Source organism: Corynebacterium evansiae, from assembly GCF_027570065.1.
GTDB classification, from domain to species: domain Bacteria; phylum Actinomycetota; class Actinomycetes; order Mycobacteriales; family Mycobacteriaceae; genus Corynebacterium; species Corynebacterium evansiae.
Genome location: NZ_JAKMUT010000003.1, coordinates 132,165 through 156,578 on the forward strand (window position 1 = coordinate 132,165; position 24,414 = coordinate 156,578).

Consider the following 24,414-nt stretch of genomic DNA (forward strand, 5'->3'; position numbering starts at 1 on the left):
GTGTTTAGGCCCCGAGCATCTCCATCGACGTCCCCGTCGCAATGGAGTTCAACTGCCGGAGCTCGTCGCGCCCGATCACCCGCTTCGCGTATAGCACCACTGCGTCCTGCGGCAGCGAAGTATCCGAGCAGGGGGTGGCTACCCCGGGCAAAGTCGCTCCAACCTCCTGCGGAAGGGAGCTCAGCAGCTCGTCGTAGACGAGGTACTTCTCATCCACCTCTTCCCCACTGCCATCTTTCCCGCTGCCGGCCTTCTTCAGTTCCTGCCGCAGTTCCATTGCCCGGTTGCGGTCCAGCAGTTCCAGCAGTTCGCCCGTACAGCCGAAGGTAACGTTAATTTCCCCGGTGCGTAGCTGCCGTACTCGCAGGTCCGCCGGTACAGGCTGGCGCTCTCCCTTACGATCCTCACCGTTGAGCTCCCGCACCAGGTAGCGCGCGAAAGCATCGGCGTAGCGCTCGGGCATCGGTGCATCGCCCACTGGCTTCTCCGGCACCCCAATCAGGAAGGGCTCGGGCTGTTCTTCAGCACAGGCCGTCAGGCCGCCGATGGCTGCCAGGCAGGTTGCTGTCGCGATTATTGACGCCACGTTTCGCCCGCCCAGCATTCGCATCTCTATCTTGCCCCTTTGTTCGCCGTACGCTATCCACGCGCCTACTAACTCGCCACATTCTACCCCGTGGTGGCTATGAAGTAACCTAAGTACCCATGAGTACTAGTCGTGTTTATGCAGGACGTTTGGCCGGCCTTGTTGTGCTGGGGCCGGATGGCGAGTCCGTCGGCCGTGTCCGCGATGTCGTCATCACCATCCACGGCGACAATGCGACTGCCCTGGGCTTAGTGGTGGAGATTGCGAATAAGCGCAAGATTTTCCTCCCGATGCTCCGCATCGCAACAATCACCGGCACGGACATCACCACCACGTCCAGTTCGGTGAACCTGCGCCCCTTTAAGTCTCGCTCTGCAGAGCTGACGATCTTCGAGGACCTCATCGGTTCGAAGGTGCACACGGACGATCCAGGGCACGAGGAGCTGCATGGCAAGGTCGTGGAGATCACGGACGTGGAGCTCACTCGCAGCCGTCGCCGCGAGTGGAAGATCCGCAATCTGGCCGTGACTCAGCGAAGCCGTTTGGGCCGCAAGACGTCAATCGACGTCATCCCGATCGAGCACATCCAGGGTCTCCACGCCTCGGGCACGGGCGCGGTGAACCAGGATGCGGAGCTGATCGCCTCGTTCCAGCAGATGCGCAACGCCGACGTGGCGAACGCCCTGGTGGAGATGGACGATGCGCGACGCAACAAGATCGCTTCCGAGCTGGACGATGAGCGTCTGGCGGATGTGCTGGCCGAGATGCCGGACGACGATCAGGCGGAGATTCTTGAACATCTGAACATCGAACGCGCTGCGGACGTCCTGGAGGAGATGGATCCGGACGATGCCGCCGATATTCTGGCCGAGCTGCCGGAGGACACCTCGGACGTCCTGCTGGAGCTGATGGATCCCGAGGAGTCGGAGCCCGTCCGTCGTCTCATGGACTTCTCGCCCGAAACTGTGGGTGCGTTGATGACGCCCGAGCCGATCATTTTGACGCCCCAAGCCACCGTCGCCGAAGCTCTCGCCCACGCGCGCAATCCAGAGCTGCCGACTTCCCTGTCTTCCCTAATCTTTGTTGTACGGCCTCCCCAAGCCACCCCGACAGGCAAGTACCTGGGCTGTGTCCACCTGCAGAAGTTGCTGCGGGAACCCCCGTCCTCCCTGATCGGCGGCATCCTAGATCTGGAGCTGCCGGCGTTGTTCGCCGAAGACAGCCAGGAGACCGCGGCGCGTTACTTTGCGACATACAACCTGGTGTGCGGCCCGGTGCTGGATCACGACCAGCACCTGCTGGGGGCCGTGAGCGTCGATGACCTGCTGGACCACATGCTGCCGGAGGACTGGCGTGAGGAAGACTGGCGTGTGGATTCCCCAGCAGCGTCGGCGACGTCAACACCGTCAGCAACACCGGCCAACTCAGAAGTGAAGGAGGTATAGGCACACTATGGCTCGCAAGTTTTCCCGCGCGGATCTCGATACCCCAACCGATGCCACGCGCCAGAAGAAGAAGTTCAACCTGGATGGCGATGGAGTGGGCCGGGTAGCCGAGAACATCGCCCGCTTTCTGGGAACCGGCAAGTACCTCTTCTATCAGACCGTCATCGTGGTCGCCTGGATCGCCCTGAACCTGGGCGGCATGTGGTGGAACTGGGATCCCTACCCGTTCATTCTGCTGAACCTCGCCTTCTCCACCCAGGCGGCTTACGCCGCGCCGCTGATCCTGTTGGCGCAGAACCGCCAGGATGACCGCGACCGCGTCAGCCTGGATGAGGACCGTCGGCGCGCCGCGGAGACCAAGGCCGATACGGAGTTCCTGGCCCGCGAGGTCGCCAGCGTGCGCATTGCGGTGGGCGAGACCGTCACGCGCGATTATCTGCGCCGCGAGCTGGAGGAACTCAACGACATCCTGCAGCGCATCGACGACAAGATCGACGACTCCCGCCGCGATGAAGAAGCCCGCGGGGATGCGCGCGAGGACTAACCCCGGCACCCGCAGGCGAGGCCAAATTAGCGTCTCGCCGGTCGTTCGATAGACTTAAACCCATCATGTCCCAAGTCACTGAATCCGCTGTACGCAGCGCGCTATCCCGCGTAGAGGATCCTGAACTAAACCGCACGATCACGGATCTCGGCATGGTGAAGTCCATCGACATCAACGGTAGTGATGTCGCCGTGGAGATCTACCTGACGATCGCCGGCTGCCCGATGAAAAACCACCTGACGGAGAAGACGCGCGAGGCCGCGGCTTCCGTCGAAGGCGTGGAAAACGTCACGGTCACCACCGACGTGATGAGCGACGAGCAGCGCCGTAACGTCCGCCAGATGGTGCGCGGTGACTCGGCCGACCCGGTGATCCCCTTCGCCCAGGCCGATTCCACCACCCGAGTATTTGCAGTCGCCTCCGGTAAGGGCGGCGTGGGCAAGTCCAGCGTCACCGTGAACCTGGCTGTCGCGCTGCAGAAGCGTGGCCTCAAGGTCGGCGTGATCGACGCCGACATTTACGGCCACTCCGTCCCCGGCCTCATGGGCTCTACGGACAAGCCGCACCAGGTGGACGAGATGATCATGCCGCTGCAGGCGCACGGCGTGAAGCTGATCTCCATCGGCCACTTCATCGGCGACAACTCCCCCGTCGTGTGGCGTGGCCCGATGCTGCACCGCGCAATCCAGCAGTTCCTGGCCGACGTCTTCTGGGGCGACCTGGACATCCTGCTGCTGGACCTACCCCCGGGCACCGGCGACGTGGCGATCTCGGTGGCACAGCTGGTGCCGAATGCCGAGCTGCTTATCGTCACCACCCCGCAGGCCGCCGCCGCAGAGGTTGCGGAGCGCGCCGGCTCAATCTCCCAGCAGACCCGCCAACGCATTGGTGGTGTGATCGAAAACATGAGCTGGATGGACATGCCGGACGGCTCCCGCATGGAGGTCTTCGGCTCCGGTGGCGGTCAGTTCGTCGCCGACCGCCTGTCCCAGATCACCGGCGCTAAGGTGCCGCTGATGGGCCAGATCCCGCTGGATCCGAACCTCCGCGTCGGTGGCGACCTGGGCAACCCAATCGTTCTGTCCGAGCCGAACTCGCCGGCCACCATCGCCTTCGGTGGAATCGCCGATCAGCTGGCGGTGCGCCGCAGTTCGCTGGCAGGTAAGTCGCTGAACCTCGGCGTCACAAAGAAATAAACGAAACAGGCCACAGCGCCCAAGCACAGCGCCCAAACAAAGAGCCTAGGTCACGTCCTCCCACCCGTAGCCGGGTGCGGAGGGCTTTTCTTTAGCAGAATCCGTGTTCCCCGCATCCCCCGTCAGCTGCTCGGCAGCATCAGCAACCGGGGAATCCACACCAGAGCGGGACTCTCCTGCGTTGGACTGCTGGGTCACAGCAATCCCGCCGTTGTCCGCGCTACCACTGGCAGGGGCAGGCTGGAGCTGCGCAGAGTTCTTGTTCTTATCGGCTTTGAGGGATTCGCGCAGGTTCGGCTTGCGCACCGTATCGACGGTGTCCTTCACATCCTGCTTCGTCTCGTTGAAGGAGGTCAGGAAGCTATCGTCGTCATCCAGAAGCGTCTTGGTGATGAAACCCTTCGCGCCCATCTGGCGCACCGAGTTGAGTTCTTGCAGCGGCTTGGAAAACTCGCGGAAGTCCTCCCCCAGCTCCCCGTCGATCTGCTCCTTTGCCTGCGATACGGCCTTGCGCACCGCCAGCAACATCGCGCGGGCTTCCTTGATCAGCCCCGGCAAGCGCTCCGGGCCGATCAGGAACAGCCCAACGATCAAGAGTACGAGGACTTCGCCCCAACCTACATTGGAAAACACCTGTCTAACCTAACCTACTCTGCGGAGACTTTCACTTTACTTGCCGAGGAAGGGGAGCTTCCGCAGTAGCAGATCTACGCGGTCGACGAGAGTTTCGGGGCGACGGCAGCCATCGACGGAGAAGCGATGCGGGGCCTCGTCTTCGTCGCACTCATCCGGAATGCGCTGCAGCTTTTCCATCAGTCCGCCGGGGGTGTGCACGGCCGAGGCGTGCTCCCGCAGACGGTGCGCCGCGCTACGCTGGGCGCGCACCTCCGCCCGGCAGCTTTCGCAGTGCACCAGGTGGATCTTCGCGCGGTGTTCGGCGCGGCGGGAAAGCTCCCCATCAACCAGCGCGGCGATGGCTTCGGTGGACAGGTGGTCTACGGACAGCTCCCCCGGAAAATTCTCTACGAAAGATGTCACGTGCCCTACCTGCCTTTCTGCATGTCCCAGTTGCGTTTACGTTCTAAGTTTCTTAGCTACCGGTAGCAGCTAAGCCAGACCTAGACCGAGCTAGGCCTGGCCGGTGAAAACCAGTTCGCCATGGTTACGCTCCAGGTTACCCCGAAGTTGCGCGCGGGCGCGGTGGATGCGGGAGCGGACGGTGCCCATCTTGATGCCGAGCGTCTGGGAAATCTCGTCGTAGCTCATGCCCAGCCCGTCGCACAGGACGACCGCCACGCGGTATTCGGGAGCCAGCTGATCCAGTGCCTGCTCCAGCGCCGGGTCGAGATTGTTGAGCTCGAACGTGGCCGCGGGGTCGGCGATGCCGCCTTCGATACGGTCGTAATCCTCCGGCAGCGCCTCCATGCGGATCTTCGCGCGGCGCCGGACCATGTCTAGGAACAGGTTGGTGGTGATGCGGTGCAGCCAGCCTTCAAAGGTGCCCGGCTGGTAGCTCTTCAGGCTGCGGAAGACACGCATGAACGTGTCCTGTGTGAGGTCTTCTGCATCCTGCTGGTTACCCGCGAGCCGGTAGGCCAGGCGGTACACACTGTCGACGTGCTCTGCGACCAGTTCCCCCCAGGTCGGAAGCTCACCCGTCCCTGCGTCGAACTCGGCGGTGGTTCGCGGAACGGGGTTCTGGTCTGCGTTCATGACCGTAATTATGGCTAATCGTCCTCAAAAAGTTGTGCTGCTCACCTGGCAGTTTCCTGTGAGGATTTTACCCCTATCGGGGGAGCAAAGAAAGTTCGTCACTTCGGTCACTTCTGTTTACTCTCTTTTCTATTTTTGACGCCACCGTCTGACATGCCGAGGGTAAGTACAACATCGACGCATTCCTGGCCTATCGTGTGGAAGCGTGAATGCTGCATCATCTTCCCCCATTGAGGCCATCCGTGAGTACGTCCGGGCGACCACCGAGCCGGACGAGGTGACCACCGCTGCCGTCGAGGCCGCAGAAGAGTTCGGTCTGCTCACCCCCGATGCGATGACTGCCGAGTTTTTGGAGTTCATCGCCACCCGCGCTGGCGCGAACGCCGCTGCCCAGGGGCACACCCCCACCGGCATTATTGTTTCCCCCGCCAGCGGTGTGATTGGCCTGCACCTGTTTAAGGGGCTGAGTGCAGCCCAGGTGGAAGGCCACCTGACCTGCATCGAGCCGGAGGTGCAGCACCAGCAGCTGGCCAAGCAGGCTTTTGCCAACGCAGGCCAGCGCCCGAATACCTTCCGCTTCCTCCCCAGCGCACCGCTGGATGTTATTCGCCGACTGGCGAACGATAGCTACGACATCGCTGTCGCAGAGGCAGCCACGGAAGAGTTCACGGCCATCGTGGAATCCACGCTCCCCGCCCTGCGCACCGGTGGCGTGCTGATCCTGCTGGATAGCCTGATGGACGGCCTGGTCGGCGACGAAAGCCACACCGACCGGCAGACTATGCGCGCCCGCGAGGCAGATCAGTTCTTCCGCGAGCTGGACAACGCCAAGATCTCCCGCCTCCCCCTCGGCGCCGGCGCCACGCTGATCACCAAGACCAGCTAACAAGAAATCCCCGCGCCCAGTCTGCAGGGTGCGGGGATTCTTCCTGGCGCAGTTCTTCCCGGTGCGGTTCGCTTTTTACGACCACGCTAGACAACAGCGCTAGTCGACTGCGTTATACCACTACGTTCTTGCCGATGCAGACCACGCCACCCTTAGAGATGGTGAAGCGATCCTGGTCGCGGGCACGATCCACGCCGATGATCTCTCCTGCGGAAACCTGAACGTTCTTGTCGATGATCGCGTGGCGCACGACGGCTCCACGGCCGATGCGCACGCCCGGCATGATCACACAGCCTTCGACAGAGGCGCCCTCTTCCACGATCACGTTCTCGCTCAGAACGGAATTGCGCACCGTTCCGGCGGAGATGATGCAGCCCGCCGAAACCATCGAAGACTGAGCAATGCCGCCCTTGACGAACTTCGCGGGCGGCAGGTTGCCCGTCTCCGCGGTGTGGATCGGCCACTGCTGGTTGTACAGGTTGAACACCGGGTGCACGCTGATCAGGTCCATGTGAGCCTCGTAGAACGCATCGACGGTACCCACATCGCGCCAATAGCCCTTGTCACGCTCGGTCTCGCCCGGCACATAGTTGTTGGAGAAGTCATACACGTAGGCCTCTCCACGGTCGACCAGGCGCGGGATGATGTCGCCGCCCATGTCGTGGTTGGAGTTCTCGTCCTCGGAATCCTCCTTCAGCGCGTCAATCAGCGTCTGCGCAGTGAAGACGTAGTTACCCATGGAGGCAAAGGAGACTTCCGGGTCGTCCGGCACGCTCGGCGGCTCCGCAGGCTTCTCCAAGAACTGCTCAATCTTGTTATCGTCGTCCGCCTGGATCACGCCGAATGCCGTCGCTTCGTGACGCGGAACGCGCAGGCCGGCGACGGTCACTCCAGCACCGCTCTTGATGTGCTCCTGCACCATCTGCTCCGGGTCCATGCGGTAGACGTGATCCGCACCGAACACGATGATGTAATCCGGCTGCTCGTCGTACACCAGGTTGAGGGACTGCAAAATTGCGTCCGCAGAACCAGTGAACCAACGCTTGCCCAGTCGCTGCTGCGCCGGAACCGGGGTGATGTACTGGCCGGTCAGGCCGGACAGCTGCCACGACTGAGAGATGTGGCGGTCAAGGGAGTGCGACTTGTACTGAGTCAACACGCAGATCTTGTAGTAACCGGCGTTGACCAGGTTAGATAGCACGAAGTCGATCAGGCGATAGTTACCGCCGAAGGGGACGGCGGGCTTAGCGCGGTCAGCGGTGAAAGGGTAAAGACGCTTCCCCTCGCCACCGGCAAGGACAATGGACAGGACGTTCGATCTGCTCTTCACACTTTCCAACCTAGCGACACAGCTTTACTTTTGCTTGCCAAGCAGCCAATCGGGTAACCACCCGGTGCCCCCTAATTAGTTACCCGTCATGAACAGCCCGTTTGGTTGCCAGGACACGTAGCGCCTCGCGCGGTTAATCTGGAGGCATGCGTATCGCCATGCTGACAAAGGAATATCCCCCAGAGATTTACGGTGGTGCCGGCGTGCACGTCACCGAGTTGGTTCGTTACATGCGGAAGCTCGAGCACGTGGACGTGCACTGCATGGGCGGGCCGCGCGAGGAGCAGGATGTCTACGTCCACGGCGTAGATCCGGAGCTTGCCGAGGCCAACGGTTCCATCAAGACCCTCTCCACCGGACTGCGCATGGCGAACTCTCTGGGTGACGCCGAAGTTGTCCACTCCCACACCTGGTACACCGGCCTGGGAGGCCACGTCGGCGGCCTGCTGAACGGCATCCCCCACGTGGCCACCGCGCATTCCCTGGAGCCGCACCGCCCGTGGAAGCGCGAGCAGCTCGGCGGCGGATACGACGTCTCCTCCTGGTCGGAGAAGAACGCGATGGAAAACGCGGATGCTGTCATCGCCGTGTCCGCCAAGATGAAGGAATCCATCCTCGACGCATACCCGGCCATCGACCCGGACCGCATCCACGTGGTTCTCAACGGCATCGACTCCGAGCTGTGGCAACCCCGCCCCACCTTCGAGGCTGCAGTGGAGGCTGGCAATCGATCCGTACTCACGGAACTGGGCGTCGATCCCAATCGCCCCATCGTCTCCTTCGTCGGACGCATCACGCGACAGAAGGGTGTGCCCCACCTGCTTAAGGCAGTCGCTCACCTCGATCCAGAGATCCAGGTTGTCCTGTGCGCCGGCGCGCCGGATACCCCGGAGATCGAGGCCGAGGTCACCGCGCTGGTTGAAAAGCTGCAGGCGGAGCGCGACGGCGTTTACTGGGTGAAGGAAATGATGGAGAAGCCGAACCTGCAGGAGATCCTGTCGGCCTCGGATGTCTTCTTGTGCCCTTCCATCTACGAGCCGCTGGGCATCGTAAACCTGGAGGCCATGGCGTGCGGCACGGCCGTTGTGGCCTCCGACGTGGGCGGCATTCCTGAGGTTGTCGTCGACGGCGAGACCGGCACCCTGGTTCACTACGACGAGAACGACGCGGAGACCTTCGAACGTGGACTGGCCGACGCGACGAATGCGCTCGTGGCGGATCAGCAGAAGGTGCGAGCCTTCGGTGAGGCCGGCCGCCAGCGCGCGGTAACGACCTTCAGTTGGGCCACCATCGCCGAGCAGACCGTGGACGTTTACAGGTCTCTGCTTTAAACACAATCCGCTGGTATGAATGGGAGCATGCACTCTTCCTCCCATAAGCACCGCCCGGAACTGCACGTCACCGCAGAAACGGGGGTGCTGGAAGCCCCCGCAGGCGCCGTCTTCACGGGCCACGCCCTGCATGTTTTCCACCAGTTCCGTCCCCGCGCCGCTGAGGGATCGCGTTGGGCGCACCAGGTGGCCTCGGAGGCGACGTACGACTGGGACATCTGCGACGACGTCGTAGTTCCGAACCAGGGGTTCCCCGAGCAGGGCGATGCTGCTCAAGATGCCGGCAACAATGTCTCCAACGGCGCCGAGGTGGACGTCCTCGCCGGCGCGGCAGTCCCACTAGGCCTCGGAGCCGAGCTGTTCTTCGTCACCACCCGCGCCACGGACGAGGCATCCGCAGACCAGGCTCTGGCAGCGGACATCCCCCACGGTCAGCGCGGCCCGCGCACCTTCACTATCGAGCGCGCGGAAATCCCGAACTTGATGGAGGCCACGGAGGTTTCGGACGATCCGAGCCTGCCAGATCCCCACGTCCGCCGCCTGGGACCCATCGACATCGACGATTCCGCCTTCCCAGTGGAAAACCTGGTGACCCCCAGCGTGATTCGCCACGACGATCCCGCCAACCCCGACGAGGAATGGCTCATGGTCGCCCTCTCCCTCACCGGCGACAAGGACGCGCAGATTGTCGTCCTGCGCTCCGCCGACCGCCAGCACTGGCGCGTTCTGGGGCCCATCGAGCTGCCCGCCGAGGCCGCCCTACGCCCCGGCCGCCCGTTCGCGCCGCGCATTGTTTCTATGGTGGACGCCGGCTCTTCCGTCCGCCGCGACGTCCTGTTCGTGACCTTCCCCGGCGACGCTGGGGAATCCGATGAGGTCGCGGGCTACATCGTCGGCAACCTCAGCGGCACGTCGTTCAGCCTGACCAGCCCCTACACTGTCATCGACTTTGGCCACGACTTCACGCGCCCCCGCGTGATCGACCACTCCACCCCAGTGATGTTCGGCCTGGTGGGCGCCCACCCTTCGCTGGATGGGCAGTGGGCGAACTGCCTGTCGGCACCGCGTTACCTCACGCTGGTGGACGGCGAGCTTTTCCAGGACATCGTCGGCGCCCCGACCGCCGTGCGCACGTTCTCTGACTATGCATTCCTCTGGACCGCCCAGCTGGATGCGACCGAGGGCAGTGTCGACGTCGACGTGACGGACGATTCCGGGCAGGTCATCGCAACCATCAGCTACACCAACGACGCTGTATCCGTCACCCGCCTGGGCGTGGACACTCGCACCGCCCCGCTGAAGGATGCAGATTCCGATACGCTGACGATCTTCCTCGACGGCCCGGTGTGCGAGATCTTCGCCGACGGTGGCGCGGTGACGCTCACCAGCGCAATTCCGGCACACTCACAGATCTCCGACATCGACGTGCGCGCTACGGGCGGGGCAAAGATCATCTCCTCTATGCAGACCGCCGGCCGGCACCTGATGCGGATGCAGGCGGGCCTGACCTCCCCAGAGGAGCAGGAGCGCTACATGGCCGAGGCTCTCATCGCGGATCGCGACGTGGCCGAGGGAATCCTCGACGAGGACTAGCGGCCACTCGGCAGCGCGAGGCTAGCTCAGTGCTACCGCGGCACTAGCGGTTAGCCTTCGCCAGGCGCGTGATGGCTGCGCGGGCCGTGACCTCCATGGTCTCCGGCAGCGCGGCGATGCGCTCCTGCAGGACATCCGGGTGGATGTGGCGTGCAGAGGGGCTCATGCCGATCTGCGCGGCAATGGAAGCCTGATCCAGCTGCATCGGGAACTCGATGTGCTCCGGCTCCCCCACCGGCACCAGGTGGCCGGAAGCCTGGTTGATCATCCGCTCCACCTTGCCTTCCTCCACATCCAGAATGCCCAGCGGTTCACGCAGCTCACCCAGGTGGCCGACGTCCGCGGTCAGGACAACCACCTGTCCCTCCGGCGTAAGGATGCGGGCAAACTCTGCCGCATTACGCGGTGCGAAGACAACCATGATGGCGTCAACACTTTCCGAAAGAATCGGGAGGCGCGACCAGGCGTCGGCCACGACAGCCCCGACCCGAGAGTGCGACGTGGCCAGGCGCTTGGCCGCCGCAGTAGAAACGTCGATGCCTACGCCGCGAGAGCGCTCGATCGTGTCGAGGGTGTGCGCCAGGTAGTAGCCCGTACCAGCGCCGATCTCCACGATGGACGGGGCGTGCTCAGCGGCGACGTTCCCGTCGTCCAGCACATTCTCAACGTTGGCGGTCACGGCCTCCACGAAGGGGGCGAAGTGTCCGCCGGACAGGAAGGTCTCGCGAGCGTCAATCATCGACGCATCGTCGCCCGAATAACGCAGGCCGGAACCACCCGCGAGAGTCACATACCCCTGTCGCGCGACGTCATAGCTGTGGCCGGATTCGGAAACCAGAGTGCGCCACTCGTCATCACCGGCGCTCAAGCGCGAACCATCTACGGGGTCGGCAAGGAGGTCAATGACATCTGCAAGCACGAACAGATTCCTTCCTGAAAATTTTTAACGAGGCTCCCACTAGGCGGGAGCGAACAAACGACCACCCCATCGTAAACTGTCCACCGCCCGAAATGTATATCGGGCTGGTGCATACCCGCGGACAGTCTGGGGCGCCACTGGAACTAGCGCCTTAACCGGCTAATGCATCAACCACTGCACCAGCGTGCGCGCGCCGAAGCCTGTGCCCACCGGAGTGACTTCGTCGTAGGTGGATTCCGCGCGGCCCGGGCCGGCGATGTCCAGATGGATCAGCGGCACGCCACGAGTGAAGCGGCGCAGGATCATCGCGGCGGTGGTCGCGCCCGGCCCCTTCGGGGTCTGGCGCACGTCGGCGATCTTGGAGGTCACGTTTTCCTCCAGGTACTCCTGCATCGGCATCGGCCACCAGCGCTCTCCCACGATGGCGCCGCGACGGGCGAGCTTGACGCCCGCACCCCAGTTATCGGAGAACACAGCGCCCGTTCGCAGTCCCAGCGCCACCTTGGCCGCCCCTGTCAGCGTCGCTACGGTCACCACGGCGGCGGGCTTGTACTTCTTGGCTCCGTAGCTCACCGCATCGGCCAGGATCATGCGGCCTTCGGCATCGGTGTTCGTCACCTCGGAGGTCAGGCCGCCATAGTGCTCCACCACGTCGCCGGGGCGGTAGGACTTTCCATCGATCATGTTCTCCGCCGTCGGGATCAGCGCCACGACCTTGCGGGGAACCTGCTGCTCGGCCAGGGCACGGAAGGCGGCGATGACGCTGGCCCCGCCGGTCATGTCGGTACGCATCGTGTCCATGCCCGCGGCCGGCTTCACACTGATACCGCCCGTATCGAAGGTCACGCCCTTGCCCACCAGCACAGCGGTGCGACGGCGGCGGCGCTGATCCACCTTCTGCGGATCCCACACCAGCTCGATCAGCATCGGCGGGCGGGAGGATCCCCCGCCGACGGCCAAAATGCCACCGAAGCCCTTGTCCTTGAGCCAGCCCGCGTCGCGCAGGCGCACCTTCACACCGTCCAGGTCCTCCACGGCCTTCTTTGCCTGGGTGGCCAGCCACTCCGGGGACTTCACGTTGGCAGGTGCATTCGCCAGATCGCGGGACAGGCAGGTCGCCTTGCCCAAGGCCTTGCCCTCCTTCACCGCAGCGACGTAGTCGGCGGTGTCGAAGCCGTTGAACTCGTAGCCTTCCGGCAGCACGATGTGGACATCGCGCACGCGGGCGGGCTTGCGCTTATTGGTGGTGACGAAGCTGTGGTTGCCGACGATCAGGCCGATGACCAGGGAGCGGACGTTGGCGGGGGTGAACTCCTCCGGCAGGTGCACCTGCACAATGTGCTTCTTCGCGCGCACGGGGTGGCCGTCGACGACCTTGCCGATGCGGCGCACCAGCCGGGCACCGGCGCCCCGCCAGCCGTCTTCCAGGAACTCCCGGCCATCGCTGAGGTCCAGCGGGCGGCTCGGCTCGGTGGGCACCCAGGCCACAAACTGGCCTGAGGCATCCAGCTCGACCTCGCCCGGCGCGTTCGCGCCAGGTGCGACCTTCACCTGGGTTTCGATGATCTCGGAGCCCTCCGCGCGCGGGCCGATCGTCACACGGGTCACTTTCTGGGGAATGCTTGGGATCGGTGCCATTGCTTAACGCTCCTGTTCACGGGGTTCTGCGATGTATTCTTCGGCGATGTATTCTTCGGCAATGCTTGTGTCTGCAGCGCTATCTTCTGCAGCGTGGTTCTCCGGGGCATGGTTCTCCGGGGCGTGGGCCGCGCCGCCGACCTGCTGCTCCAGCTCCTTGATGCGTCCGGCGAGCCGGTCGATGTAGAAGTCCACTTCAGCCTGGTTGTAGCCGCGAATCTCCAGCGAGAATCCGGCATCCCGGATCCCCTCGGCGGTCAGCGGGCCGTTCTCCAGGTTCTCCCAGTGCTGTAGCTTTGCGTTCCCCGCGGTCACGGGCGGCAGCGCCTCACCGCGGCCGAACACAGTACCGAGTAGATAAACCAGGAGCGCGCCGACGAGGAACGCTCCGACGAGAGACAACAACCAAAACATACCTATTAATCTACCGCCTCAGAGGCTCGTTTCGGCGGCTTGTAGGGGCTTACTTGGTTCCCGGCTTCCCCTTCGACCCCTCGGCCAGCTCCGCCTCGTCACCGAAACGCTCCAGCTCTGCGTCGATCCGCTCTTGCTCCAGAGCCAGTTCCTCCTGGCGGATCTTCAACTTCCGCACGTGGTTATCGTGTGCGTCCACGCAGATCTGCACGGCCTCGGCCGGATCATCGGTGACGTGGAACAGGTCCACGTCCTCTGGGGAGATCATGCCCTCCTCGACCAGTCGATCGTGGATCCAGTCGACTAGCCCGCCCCAGAACTCCTTGCCGATCAGAACTATCGGGAATTTGCGGATCTTCTCCGTCTGCACCATCACCAGTGCCTCGAACAGCTCGTCCAGGGTGCCGTAGCCGCCGGGCAGGCAGATGAATGCCTGCGAGTACTTCAGGAACATGGTCTTGCGCACGAAGAAGTAGCGGAAGTTTAGCCCCAGGTCCACCCACTGGTTCATACCCTGTTCCATGGGGAGCTCGATACCCAGGCCGATGGACATGCCGCCGGATTCCTGCGCGCCGCGGTTCGGGGCTTCCATCAGGCCCGGCCCGCCGCCGGTGATCGTCGCGTAGCCGGCCTCGTTGATCAGCCGTCCTAGCTCCCGGCCCTTTTCGTAGTATGCGTGGCCCGGCTTGACGCGCGCGGAGCCGAACACAGTTATCGCCTTCGGGATCTTCGCCAGCGCACCGAAACCGTCAACGAATTCGGACTGGATGCGCATCACGCGCCACGGATCGGTGTGCAGCCAGTCAATGCTGGCCTGCTCCCCCAGCAGTCGCTGGTCCGTGGTGGACTTCTGCTTCTGGCTGTGCCTCTTGCCGCGCAGCAGCATCGGTCCGCGGAGTCGGAATTCTCGGTTGTTTTCGCTGGTAGTCATGCGTTCGTGTGCCTTAAATGTCTGGTCGATCTTTATACTTCTTTGTGCTTCTCACGCTACTGGTTGCAGGCTCGTGGCGCTCGTTATGGATGACGCCACCACCCCTCCACCCAGCACACGCCTTTCCCCTATGGCACTCGCGGGGAAACAGGTGGAGAGGATCTAGCGGGAGAGGAACTGGATCAGCTGTCGGCTGACCTCTTCGATCTGCGCCACCGGGCAGCGCTCGTCCTTCGTGTGACACAGCCCCGGGTCGCCGGGGCCGAAGTTCACGGCGGGGATGCCCAGCTCGGTGAAACGGGCCACGTCGGTCCAGCCATATTTCGGCCGCACCCGCCCACCGGTGGCTTCCACCAATTTCGCCGCGAAGGGTTGGTTCAAGCCTGGGGCGGCTGCGGCTGCGGCGTCATCAAGAAAGACAGAGAAACCCTCGGCGGGGCTATCGGGCGTGCCCACCTGCAGCACCTCGTACAGGTGCGCCAGAGCCTCGTCCACGCTGCGGTTCGGCGCGTAGCGGAAGTTGATGAAAGCCCAGGCCTCATCGGGAATGGTGTTGGTGGCCACGCCGGATTCGGCAACGACCGCGTTGAGGCCCTCCTTGTAGGTCAGACCGTCGATCTCCACGTCCTGCGGCTCATAATCCGCCACGCGCACCAGCACACGGGCCAGATCGTGGAGCGCGTTGTGGCCGAGCCAGCTGCGAGCGGAGTGCGCGCGAGCTCCCAGGGCGGTGACCTTCACGCGGATGGTTCCCTGGCAGCCAGCCTCGATCATCGCCCCGGACGGCTCGCCCAGCAGCGCCAGATCGCCCGCTAACAGGTCGGGGTCGGACTGCACCAGGTGGTTCAGGCCGTTGTACTTGGTGGCCACCTCTTCCCCCTCGTAGAGCACCAGCGTCAGTTCGCAGGCCAGCTCCGGGGAGTTCGCCAGAGTGGCGAAGGCATGCGCGTAGCAGGCGGCGCCCGACTTCATGTCCACGGAGCCGAGGCCGAAGATGGTCTGCTCCCCCGTCTCCGGATCCGGCCCCAGGCGCGAGGGCAGGTTATCCGCCGGCGGCACGGTATCTAGGTGGCCCGCCAGAATCACCCGATCCCCAAGGCCGCGATGGGTGCGCGCGACCAGGGTATTTCCCCGGCGCGTGACCTCTACGTTTTCGATGGCACGCAGGGCGGGCTCGACAGCGTCGGCGATCTCCTGCTCGTGGTGCGACTCGCTGTAGATGTCAACGAGCTGGCGGGTAAGAGGGACCGCCCCGGCGACCAAGTCGATGGAAGGCGCTGAAGTTTTGGAAGATTCTGAAGGTTCTGCAGTATTCATTGCTTGCGATCCTAGACCAGCTGGCAGCCCGCCGTCGGGGGCAGGCGGGTGTTCTGCAGGGTGAAAAACTACCCGCCACAGGGGCTAAAAGTACCCATGCTGGCCTTTAACAAGAACGGTTGTGTTCTAATTCTGGTATGAAGACTCGAAACTCCGATTCAGGTGCCGCGGAAGGCACCTCTAACCAGCTGGGTCACAGCCTAGAGACCCGCCACCTGACCATGATGGGCTTGGGCTCGGCTGTGGGCGCCGGGCTGTTCCTCGGCACCGGCGTGGGCATCCAGGCCGCAGGCCCGGCGGTGCTGCTTTCCTATATCGTCGCCGGCATCGTGGTTATCGCCGTGATGCAGATGCTGGGCGAGCTCGCCGCCGCCCGCCCGGCCTCGGGCACCTTCGCCACCTACGGCCAGATGGCCTTCGGCCGCTGGAATGGCTTCGCCCTGGGCTGGCTGTACTGGTTCATGCTGATCATGGTGATGGGCGCCGAGATTACCGGCGCGGGCGCGATTATGGGCGCGTGGTTCGGCGTAGACGGGTGGATCCCCGGCCTGGTGTGCGTGGTGTTGTTCACCATCGTGAACCTGGCGGGTGTGCGCGGCTTCGGCGAGTTCGAGTACTGGTTCGCCTTCATCAAGGTCGCGGTTATCATCATCTTCCTGGTTATCGGCACGGGTCTGCTGCTGGGGCTGTTCCCCAGCTACGACTCCCCTGGCCTGAGCAACTTCTCTGACTTCGCCCCCAACGGCATCTCCGGCATGGCGGTAGGCCTGCTGGCTGTGGCCTTCGCCTTCGGTGGCATCGAGATCGTGACCATCGCCGCCGCGGAGTCGAAGGATCCGGCGAACTCCATCGCCGCCGCCGTGCGCGCCGTCATCTGGCGTATCTCCATTTTCTACCTGGGCAGTGTCTTCCTGATCACCGCCCTGCTGCCTTTCGACACCTTGGGTGAGGCCGAGTCCGCTGAGGAGTCTCCGTTCACCCGCATCCTGGCCTTCGCCCAGATCCCGGGCATCGTGGAGATCATGGAGGTCGTGATCGTCCTGGCTCTGCTGTCGGCCTTCAACGCGCAGATCTATGCCACCAGCCGCCTGATGTACAGCTTCTCCCAGGAACGCAACGCGCCGCGCTGGTTCCGCAAGACCAACGCCCAGAAGGTGCCTTACCGCGCCGTGTGGTGCTCCCTGTTCTTCGCTTTCGTCTCCGTTGCGCTGCAGGTGTGGGGTCCAGAGGACCTGATCAAGATCCTGTTCAACGCCGTCGGCGGCACGCTGCTGGTGATCTGGATGGTTATCGTCTTGTCGGAGATCAAGCTGCGCCCGACCTTCGAACGCGACGGCAGCCTCTCCGTACGCATGTGGGGCTACCCTGTGCTGCCCTGGCTGACGTTCCTAGCACTCATCGCCCTGATGGTTCTGATGCTCTTCGACGAGGGCGCCCGTTTGCAGGTCATCACCGTCGCCGTCGCCTTTGTTGTCCTGAGCCTGATCGGCCTGGCGCTGCAGAAGACGCAGGGACCGCAGGAGGCCGAAGACAGTGCTGGCACCGCTGCGTCCACTACTACGGCCACTAACACGACCACCGCCGCAGACAGCGACTCCACCACATAGGTACAAACTCATATGTAGGATCGGCAACCATGACTTCTGCTTATGGAAATGGATTTGCCACTCTGACCGATTCCGGCGAGGTGCTGGACACCTGGTTCTTCGAGTTCGATCTCGGCTCGGCCGCTGCTGGTGCCACTGATGCTGGTACCGCTGAGGCGGGCACGCAGGTGCTCGATCTTACTGACGCCAGCACCTCCGCCCCTGATTCCTTCCGTCCCCTGGCCAACCTCGTCGGCACAGACGAGGTCCGTGGCACCCGCCGCGTAGCGGTGACCACTACCATCGCCGATCTGGATGCTCCGCCCGCCGATGCGCACGACGCCTACCTGCGCCTGCACCTGATCTCCGGCCGCAAGATCCAGCCCCATGGCTGCAACTTGGATGGCCTGTTCGGTCTGCTTAGCAACGTTGTGTGGACGAACCACGGCCCGTGCGCCGTCCCCGGTTTCGAGTCTGTCCGCGCCCGCCTGCAGGCCGAGCGCGGCCCGGTGACGGTTTACAGCGTGGATAAGTTCCCGCGCATGGTGGATTACGTGGTTCCCACTGGCGTGCGTATCGGCGATGCAGACCGCGTGCGCCTGGGCGCCCACCTGGCCGAGGGCACAACTGTTATGCACGAGGGCTTCATCAACTTCAACGCGGGCACGCTGGGCTCCTCCATGGTCGAGGGTCGCATCTCTGGTGGCGTGGTCGTGGGCGACGGCTCCGATATCGGCGGCGGCGCTTCCGTCATGGGCACTCTGTCCGGCGGTGGCAAGGAGGTCATCTCCATCGGCGAGCGTTGCCTTCTGGGCGCGAACTCCGGCGTGGGCATTTCCCTGGGCGACGACGTCACAGTCGAGGCCGGTCTGTACATCACCTTTGGCACCAAGATCACCCTGACCGACGAGGTGGCCAAGCAGTTGGGCAAGCAGGCAGGCGAATCCGTCAAGGCCTCCGAGCTTTCCGGCGCCAGCGGCATTCTGTTCCGCCGCAACTCCATCTCCGGCGCGGTCGAGGCCGTCGCAAACGCCTCCGCCGTCGAGCTCAACGAGGCCCTGCACGCCAACTAAGTTCCGTACCCCTAGCCCGTGCACTAACCAGGCTCAGCTCCCCACTGAGACCACGGGTCTTCCAGGCAGCGCTCGATTTCGATGCGCTGCCTGTTTCTTATTGACGCCTCCAGCGCCAACTCAATAGCGACGGCGCGCAAGCGCAACGCGCCCGCCCCGGGACGGTACTCCGGGTACGTGTCATCGCCGTAGATGGGAGCGCCCAGGTGATTCATCAGTACCCGCAGCTGGTGCGTGTACCCGGTCCGGGGCTGTAGCTCATACACGGCGGTGGGAGTGCCCGCATGGGTAGCATCCGCAGATATGGCTTCTACACAGGCACTGCTGGCGAGCTTCCGAATGCGCGTGACAGTCAGCCGTGCCTGCTCCCCGTCCACCACCTTCACCTGCGGGTCGTCCTTGATCTTCAGCATCGGCAGCTGCACCTCCCGCCACTGCGGCCCAATCTCCGGAATGTCCGCGGCCAGCGCCTGGTAGGTCTTAGAGACCTCCCGGCGCTGGAATTGGGTCTGCAGGAACCCACGGGTGGCCGGGTTGCGCGCGAGCACCAGCAGGCCGCGGGTGTCCCGATCCAGCCGGTGGGCTGCCACCAGCTCGGGTTCCTGCAGCCGTACGCGCATCAGGGACTGTGCGGTTGCGCGCAGCAGCTTGCCATTTGGAGTGGACGGCAAACCATGGGGTTTGTCCACTACCACGGCATCCGGGCCGGAGTACAGCACAGGAATGTCCGCCGCCAACAGCTCTGCGGGTTCTTCTGGGAAGTCGGGATAGACCCATGTGGGCGTCCGACCCGAAAGAACGAGCCCCGGGGCCAGCAGCGTGCCGGGTTCGTAGGGCGAATCGCCCGCAGCGGCCGCCAGGTAGGTGCGGCCATCGTCGGGAACGCGGCCGCTCAGCATGGCTTTCACAGCGGATACGCCATGGCGTGGCGGCGGGCGCCAGCGTTGCAAGGCCGGGATGAGGGCTCAGAGCTCCCGCTACTGGGCGGCTGCGGGATCTTCGCCGGTCAGGCGACGGACAGCGGCCTCGATCCGCTCGTCGGTGGCGGTGAGACCCACGCGAACGAAGTTCTTGCCCTTCAGGCCGTAGAAATCACCCGGGGCAACGAGGATGCCCTTACCGGCCAGCTCGGCGACAGTCTCGCGACCATCGCGGCCCTGCGTGGCCCACAGGTACAGGCCACCGTCGGAGTATTCGATGTCGAAGCCAGCCTGCAGCAGGGCTGCCTTCAGCAGGTCGCGGCGGTGGCAGTACAGCTGCTTCTGCAGAATCTCGTGACCATCCTCCACCAGGGCGGCCACCATCGCGGACTGAATGGGTCCGGGGTTCATTAGACCCGCGTGGCGGCGGATGCCCAGCAGCTCCTGGATCAGCTCGCCGTCGCCGGCCAGCCAGCCTGCGCGATAAGAGGCGAGGTTGGAGGTCTTCGACAGCGAGTGCACGGCAATTAGGTTGGTGAAGTCTCCCCCACACACCTTCGGATCCAAGATCGACACAGGGCGCTCCTCGCCCCACCCCAGGCCCAGGTAGCACTCGTCGGAGACAATGATCGTGCCACGTTCCCGGGCGAACTCCACGAACTTGCGCAGGTGATCCACGCCCAGCACCTGGCCGTGCGGGTTCGCCGGGGAGTTCAGGTAGATCAGCGCCGGAGTCTGCGGCCCCAGCTTCAGCAGCGAATCGCTGCGTAGCACGTCAGCCCCGGCCAGGCGGGCAGAGACCTCGTAGGTCGGGTAGGCCAACTCCGGGATCACTACCGTGTGGCCCGCGCCGATTCCCAACAGAGTGGGCATCCAGGCGATGGCCTCCTTGGTGCCGATCACCGGCAGTACCTGGGTATCGGCATCTAAGCCCCGCACCTGGAAGCGCCGCTCCATCGCCCCCACGATGGCTTCCCGCAGCTCCGGGGTGCCCTTCGTCTGCGGGTACCCCGGCTCCGCGGCGGATTCCGTCAGCGCCAGCTGAATGGCCGGGGAGACCGGATCTACAGGAGTGCCGACCGACAAATCCACGATCCCATCTGGGTGGCTGGTCGCCTTGGCCTTAGCTTCGGCAAGCGAGTCCCACGGGAAGTCGGGCAGTCGGTCGGCTACTTTGGTGCGCTTGAAGGTCATGCTTGTACTTTATACCGCCTGCTTAGTGCGCCCGGCGCTAACCGGTGCAAGTGTGGGCGTCAATAAAGAAAAAGCAGATAGGCGAATAAAACCTAAGCCTGCGGCGGCAGGTTGGCGATAAGCTCCGCGTCGAAGTCCTGCGGCCCCAGCTTGGCGGCGCCGCCCGGGGAACCCAGATCATCGAAGAAGGCGGCGTTCGCGTCGTTGTACTCTTCCCACTCGTCCGGCACGTCATCCTCGTAGAAGATGGCTTCAACCGGGCAGACCGGCTCGCAGGCGCCACAGTCCACGCACTCGTCCGGGTGGATGTACAGCATGCGCTTGCCCTCGTAGATGCAGTCAACGGGGCACTCTTCTACGCAAGCGCGGTCCAATACGTCTACACAGGGCTGCGCAATCGTGTAGGTCATCGTCTAAATACCTACCCTTTCTGGAAAGTTCGTCATACTCCACAGAGCTCTCTTCGAGCTTCTATTCTGTCACTTCAGCGGTTCCAGTGAAAACTGAGGGCGAAGCGGCCACGCGGCCGCTGCCATACCGACCACAAACAGCAGCATAGACCACACGGTCTGCGGCATTAGCGTCGCCTCGCCGAAAGGCAGCTCCGGCCACATCACCGCCAGCAGATAACCGGCCAGCCACACGAGCGCGGGAATGCCCGCAACCAGCTTGTTATCGGTCCACAGAAGCGCGGTTTTCGTCACCGCGCGGTTGAAGAAGAACGCAAACAGGATGGTCCACGGCAGCGGCACCAGTGTGTCCCCCACCGTGATGCGCGAGCCAATGTATAAAACGCTGATGAACAGCCCGAACAGCGCGCCGATAGAGAGCCAAACGATGCCGGAAATGCGCTCAGCGCGCGTTGTATCCTGGCGTGCCTGGCTCTTGGTGGGGTGTCCCCAGTTGGGCTCGTCCTTCTTCGCGTTCACGTCGATCCATCCTAGTGCCCTACCCCGCCGGACCTCCAAGGCAACGCGGTTTAGGGCTTAAGTCCCCAGCCGTCTCAGGCCGGCTGCTCCCCCAGCGCGCGGGCGAAGAAATCCTCGGGCACGCCGGGGGCCGTCCAGCCCAGACGATAGCTTTCGCTGTCCAGCAGCGGCTGGGTAATGAGGTTCGACAGACAGAACAGAGTGATTGCTGTGGATGCCGGCGGGTTAGAGTCCCGCACCTGGTCATTGACGTCCGAGGCCATGCCATCAGCCACCCAAATCTGGGTGGCGTGAGCGCGCATAGCGGCCTGCTTGGCCGCCACGTCCTCTGCGGTGCCATGAATCACCAGATCGACCTCCGCAGACGGCACGGTCGCGATCTCCCCTGCGGCAGGCAAAGTCCAGCCTTCGGGCACGGCCGCCGGGTCCTCCTCAAGGCCCTGCATCCCCTCGGCGAACTTCTCTTCCTCCGTCACGCACCACAGCACCTGGCTGGGAACGAAGACGTCTGCGCCAGCACCTTCCGCACCCGCGCCGCTCAGCTGCCGCACGGCCTCGTGCACAATGCGGTGCACCTGCTTGTGGTCCGGGTGCCCGTAGCCGCCGTCGGCGGCGTACGTCAGAATCACCTCCGGCCGGACGCGCTGAATCTGCTCAATCAGCTGCTCGACCTGCAGCTCCAGCAAATCTTGCGCGGCCTCATCTTCGCGTGCAAAAGCCCGCGGGTGGCGGATGGACTCGCTGCCTTCCATGCCCGAATCCCGCCAGGCACCGCAGCCGCCCAGAAGGTTTGGCCCGTGCTGCACACCCAGCGCACTGAGCGCCCGCTGCAGCTCAGCAATACGGTAACCACCGAGCATTCCCGTGCCGTGTTCGTACTGCTGGGCGTCCACAAGAGCTTGGTACTTCTCCCCGATAACCTCGCCTTCCTCGCCGAGGGTGCAGGTGACCACAGAAACGTCGTGGCCCAACCGCCGCGCCTTAGCCAGCGCCAGCCCCGTCCACAGGGTTTCGTCATCCGGGTGCGCATGCACCGCCATTACGGTGATCCTCTGCGTTTCGGCGGGGGTGCTGGTCACGGGTTAATCCTCCTTGAGAGCATTTTCTGCGGCGTTGCGTTTGTTTTCCTCGATGGGGCTCAGGGTCCACCGTGGCGCCGAGATCAGTACCGAGCTGCTGTTGTCCAGTGGCCAGTCTTCCAGCCCCGGGGTCGGTCCGTTGAGTCTGTCCGACGTCACCACGGTGAAGCGGTCGGACAGGATGGGCAGCACCGTGGAGATCTCCGCGATCCGCTCGTCCAGCTTCTCGCGCTCGTCGTTGAGCTCGGCGCGCCCTTCGCTAAGCTTGTTGAGGCGTTCTTCCAGGTCACGGTCGCAAGTGCCGCTGAGGTTGCCGCCCTTGGGGATGTTGGGGAGTGACGCCCCTTCGTCCCCGCTGTCGCTCCCCTCAGCCGGGTCCTTCGAATCGGCGTCGCCAGACGGCTTCGCGGAGTCTTCCCCTACGGGAGCGGTGGTGCAACCGTACTGTTCCACATAGTCGAAGGTGGCCTGCGGGCTGCGCTGCCACGTCACCACGCCATCGACTTCTCCCTGCTCCACAGCCGAGCCGAGAATCTCCCCCGCGTTACCAGTGCGCACGGTGGCGGGAATTCCGGCGTGCAGCAACTGGTCCACGACGGAGCGGGCGGCATCCACCGCCACCTGATCGTCAGTGACTGCGCCGATGACGATGCCGTCGGGGCGCTGGTCGGACTGCAGGCCACGCGGCATCTCCGCGGCGGTCTTCGGGGTGACGTTCCAGCGCGGGGCCTCTACCTCCGGATCCTGGGAGACGATCCGTGCGATCCTCTCCGCGTTGATTGCGCCCAGTACCCGGCGGCGGGTTTGCTGGTCAGCGAAAATCGGGCTGGCCTGGTTGAGCTGCAGGTTCAGCTGCACCCCCCGAGCGGTGTTGCGCATCTGCGTGTAGGGCAGCTGGTTAAGAGCCAGGTCGGTGGTGGCCGAACGGTGCGTCATGTACATCTGGATCTGCTCAGTGCGCATCATCTGCGCGCCGGCAGATTCATTCGGCACGGCGGTGAAGCGGATGATGTCTGTCTTGGCCGCCTTCGAACCCCAGTAGCGGTCGTTGCGCTGCAGTTCCAGCAGGCCGCGCCCCTCGTCCACGGACTTCACGGAGTACTGCCCTGCAGAAGCGACGGAGCCTCCGTCCATCATCGTGCTGAAGCTGCGCCCCTCCGCGCGGTAAATGTGGCTGGGCAAAAGGTGGGTGAACAGTCGCTTCCAGGAACTCAGAGGCTTATCGAAGGTGACTTTGAAGCTCTTTTCCTTCTTCTCCGGCTCGATGGAGGTGATGTGGCGGTACAGCCCCTTCGCCTCCGCGAGGGGCTCGTCCACAATCGCTTTATGCAGGTATTGGAAGTCGGAGATGGTGATGGGCGTGCCGTCGGACCACTGCGCCTCCGGCCGGAGGGTATAGACCACTTCCGTCGGATTCTCCCGGTCGTTTGGCTTGACCTCGCTGATCAGATCATCGTTGAGGTTCTCCCCCATCGAGCCATCTGTGTAGACGCTCGGCAGGGTCAAGTCGGCAACCGCCGCCACCACCGGGTTGCGGTTGCCCACCAGGTGCGGGTTGAGGTTGCCGGTGAAGCGATCCACGCCCACCGCGATCTCCCGCAGACTCTCATCAACCGGCTGCGGCTGCTGAGTTTGGGTGGAGGCGGAGGGGTCTTCCACCGTCGGAGCCTCGCCCGGATTCGCCTGGCAGGCGGCCAGCGTTAAGGCGAGTGTCGCCGACGTCAGGGCGGTCGCGGCGGTGGGCGTCACACCCCAAAAACCGCGACGGCGTGCGCCAGAGGAACGGCGCG

24 protein-coding genes are annotated in these 24,414 nt (G+C 63.9%); 8 read left to right on the forward strand and 16 right to left on the reverse strand.

The annotated features are described in order from the left end of the window. Positions 1-4 precede the first annotated feature (4 nt). Positions 5-604, reverse strand: a complete 600-nt coding sequence (locus L8V00_RS04155; RefSeq protein WP_269944293.1) for a hypothetical protein — start codon at positions 602-604, stop codon at positions 5-7. A 101-nt stretch (positions 605-705) separates the two neighbouring features. On the opposite strand from L8V00_RS04155, the gene L8V00_RS04160 reads away from it, so the two are divergent. The 3 genes from L8V00_RS04160 (at position 706) to L8V00_RS04170 (ending at position 3,771) form a co-directional block, all read left to right on the forward strand. Next, on the forward strand, positions 706-2,031 hold the full coding sequence (locus L8V00_RS04160) for a magnesium transporter MgtE N-terminal domain-containing protein (protein WP_035005609.1): 1,326 nt from the start codon (positions 706-708) through the stop codon (positions 2,029-2,031). 7 nt (positions 2,032-2,038) lie between these two features. Next, the gene (locus L8V00_RS04165; protein ID WP_070488151.1) at positions 2,039-2,575 is read left to right on the forward strand and encodes a DUF1003 domain-containing protein; all 537 of its coding nucleotides are present in this window, start codon (positions 2,039-2,041) and stop codon (positions 2,573-2,575) included. Positions 2,576-2,640: 65 nt separating this feature from the next. Continuing rightward, positions 2,641-3,771 (forward strand): Mrp/NBP35 family ATP-binding protein, encoded by a 1,131-nt coding sequence (locus L8V00_RS04170; protein ID WP_070488153.1) that lies wholly within the window; start codon positions 2,641-2,643, stop codon positions 3,769-3,771. Positions 3,772-3,816: 45 nt separating this feature from the next. Here L8V00_RS04170 and tatB read toward each other — a convergent pair whose 3' ends face one another. The 3 genes from tatB to sigE all read right to left on the reverse strand — a co-directional run bounded on the left by tatB (position 3,817) and on the right by sigE (position 5,484). After that, on the reverse strand, positions 3,817-4,404 hold the full coding sequence (tatB, locus tag L8V00_RS04175; RefSeq protein ID WP_269944294.1) for a Sec-independent protein translocase subunit TatB: 588 nt from the start codon (positions 4,402-4,404) through the stop codon (positions 3,817-3,819). A gap of 36 nt (positions 4,405-4,440) precedes the next feature. Beyond that, positions 4,441-4,809 (reverse strand): zf-HC2 domain-containing protein, encoded by a 369-nt coding sequence (locus tag L8V00_RS04180; protein WP_035005604.1) that lies wholly within the window; start codon positions 4,807-4,809, stop codon positions 4,441-4,443. Positions 4,810-4,899: 90 nt separating this feature from the next. After that, on the reverse strand, positions 4,900-5,484 hold the full coding sequence (sigE, locus tag L8V00_RS04185; protein WP_269944295.1) for an RNA polymerase sigma factor SigE: 585 nt from the start codon (positions 5,482-5,484) through the stop codon (positions 4,900-4,902). 205 nt (positions 5,485-5,689) lie between these two features. Here sigE and L8V00_RS04190 point away from each other — a divergent pair, with 205 nt between their 5' ends. Next, positions 5,690-6,370 carry an O-methyltransferase gene (locus L8V00_RS04190; protein ID WP_035005599.1) on the forward strand — a complete coding sequence of 227 codons (681 nt, stop codon included), beginning with the start codon at positions 5,690-5,692 and terminating at the stop codon, positions 6,368-6,370. Between the two features lie 112 nt (positions 6,371-6,482). Here L8V00_RS04190 and glgC read toward each other — a convergent pair whose 3' ends face one another. Then, positions 6,483-7,700, reverse strand: coding sequence for a glucose-1-phosphate adenylyltransferase (gene glgC / locus L8V00_RS04195; RefSeq protein WP_035005597.1), 1,218 nt, complete (start codon positions 7,698-7,700; stop codon positions 6,483-6,485). 146 nt (positions 7,701-7,846) lie between these two features. On the opposite strand from glgC, the gene glgA reads away from it, so the two are divergent. Next, entirely contained in the window at positions 7,847-9,031 is a 1,185-nt protein-coding gene (gene glgA / locus L8V00_RS04200; protein WP_049050332.1) for a glycogen synthase, read from the forward strand. 27 nt (positions 9,032-9,058) lie between these two features. Next, a complete protein-coding gene (locus tag L8V00_RS04205; protein ID WP_269944296.1) occupies positions 9,059-10,624 on the forward strand; it encodes a GH32 C-terminal domain-containing protein in 1,566 nt (521 codons plus the stop codon). A 43-nt stretch (positions 10,625-10,667) separates the two neighbouring features. Here L8V00_RS04205 and L8V00_RS04210 read toward each other — a convergent pair whose 3' ends face one another. The 5 genes from L8V00_RS04210 to dapE form a co-directional block, all read right to left on the reverse strand. Continuing rightward, complete coding sequence (locus L8V00_RS04210) at positions 10,668-11,543, reverse strand: methyltransferase domain-containing protein (protein ID WP_035005593.1); 876 nt, start codon at positions 11,541-11,543, stop codon at positions 10,668-10,670. A 159-nt stretch (positions 11,544-11,702) separates the two neighbouring features. Further along, positions 11,703-13,181 (reverse strand): leucyl aminopeptidase family protein, encoded by a 1,479-nt coding sequence (locus tag L8V00_RS04215; RefSeq protein WP_269944297.1) that lies wholly within the window; start codon positions 13,179-13,181, stop codon positions 11,703-11,705. Between the two features lie 3 nt (positions 13,182-13,184). After that, on the reverse strand, positions 13,185-13,595 hold the full coding sequence (locus tag L8V00_RS04220) for a DivIVA domain-containing protein (protein WP_080722714.1): 411 nt from the start codon (positions 13,593-13,595) through the stop codon (positions 13,185-13,187). A gap of 49 nt (positions 13,596-13,644) precedes the next feature. Further along, positions 13,645-14,526, reverse strand: a complete 882-nt coding sequence (locus L8V00_RS04225) for an LOG family protein (RefSeq protein WP_070488164.1) — start codon at positions 14,524-14,526, stop codon at positions 13,645-13,647. A 162-nt stretch (positions 14,527-14,688) separates the two neighbouring features. Further along, entirely contained in the window at positions 14,689-15,843 is a 1,155-nt protein-coding gene (dapE, locus tag L8V00_RS04230; protein WP_070488166.1) for a succinyl-diaminopimelate desuccinylase, read from the reverse strand. Positions 15,844-15,980: 137 nt separating this feature from the next. Between dapE and L8V00_RS04235 the strand changes: the two genes are divergently transcribed. Next, the gene (locus L8V00_RS04235) at positions 15,981-17,450 is read left to right on the forward strand and encodes an amino acid permease (protein ID WP_070488168.1); all 1,470 of its coding nucleotides are present in this window, start codon (positions 15,981-15,983) and stop codon (positions 17,448-17,450) included. A 29-nt stretch (positions 17,451-17,479) separates the two neighbouring features. After that, positions 17,480-18,502 carry a 2,3,4,5-tetrahydropyridine-2,6-dicarboxylate N-succinyltransferase gene (gene dapD, locus L8V00_RS04240; RefSeq protein WP_049050337.1) on the forward strand — a complete coding sequence of 341 codons (1,023 nt, stop codon included), beginning with the start codon at positions 17,480-17,482 and terminating at the stop codon, positions 18,500-18,502. A 23-nt stretch (positions 18,503-18,525) separates the two neighbouring features. Here the strand turns inward: dapD and L8V00_RS04245 are convergent, their stop codons facing one another. The 6 genes from L8V00_RS04245 to L8V00_RS04270 all read right to left on the reverse strand — a co-directional run bounded on the left by L8V00_RS04245 (position 18,526) and on the right by L8V00_RS04270 (position 24,373). Beyond that, positions 18,526-19,401, reverse strand: a complete 876-nt coding sequence (locus L8V00_RS04245; RefSeq protein WP_269944403.1) for a pseudouridine synthase — start codon at positions 19,399-19,401, stop codon at positions 18,526-18,528. A gap of 78 nt (positions 19,402-19,479) precedes the next feature. After that, positions 19,480-20,616 (reverse strand): succinyldiaminopimelate transaminase, encoded by a 1,137-nt coding sequence (dapC, locus tag L8V00_RS04250; RefSeq protein WP_269944298.1) that lies wholly within the window; start codon positions 20,614-20,616, stop codon positions 19,480-19,482. Between the two features lie 92 nt (positions 20,617-20,708). Next, positions 20,709-21,026, reverse strand: a complete 318-nt coding sequence (gene fdxA, locus L8V00_RS04255) for a ferredoxin (RefSeq protein ID WP_011273859.1) — start codon at positions 21,024-21,026, stop codon at positions 20,709-20,711. 69 nt (positions 21,027-21,095) lie between these two features. Further along, a complete protein-coding gene (locus L8V00_RS04260) occupies positions 21,096-21,545 on the reverse strand; it encodes a hypothetical protein (protein WP_237746326.1) in 450 nt (149 codons plus the stop codon). 74 nt (positions 21,546-21,619) lie between these two features. Further along, positions 21,620-22,624, reverse strand: coding sequence for an N-acetyl-1-D-myo-inositol-2-amino-2-deoxy-alpha-D-glucopyranoside deacetylase (mshB, locus tag L8V00_RS04265; protein WP_269944299.1), 1,005 nt, complete (start codon positions 22,622-22,624; stop codon positions 21,620-21,622). A gap of 3 nt (positions 22,625-22,627) precedes the next feature. Beyond that, positions 22,628-24,373, reverse strand: a complete 1,746-nt coding sequence (locus L8V00_RS04270) for an ABC transporter family substrate-binding protein (RefSeq protein ID WP_269944300.1) — start codon at positions 24,371-24,373, stop codon at positions 22,628-22,630. Positions 24,374-24,414: the final 41 nt, after the last annotated feature.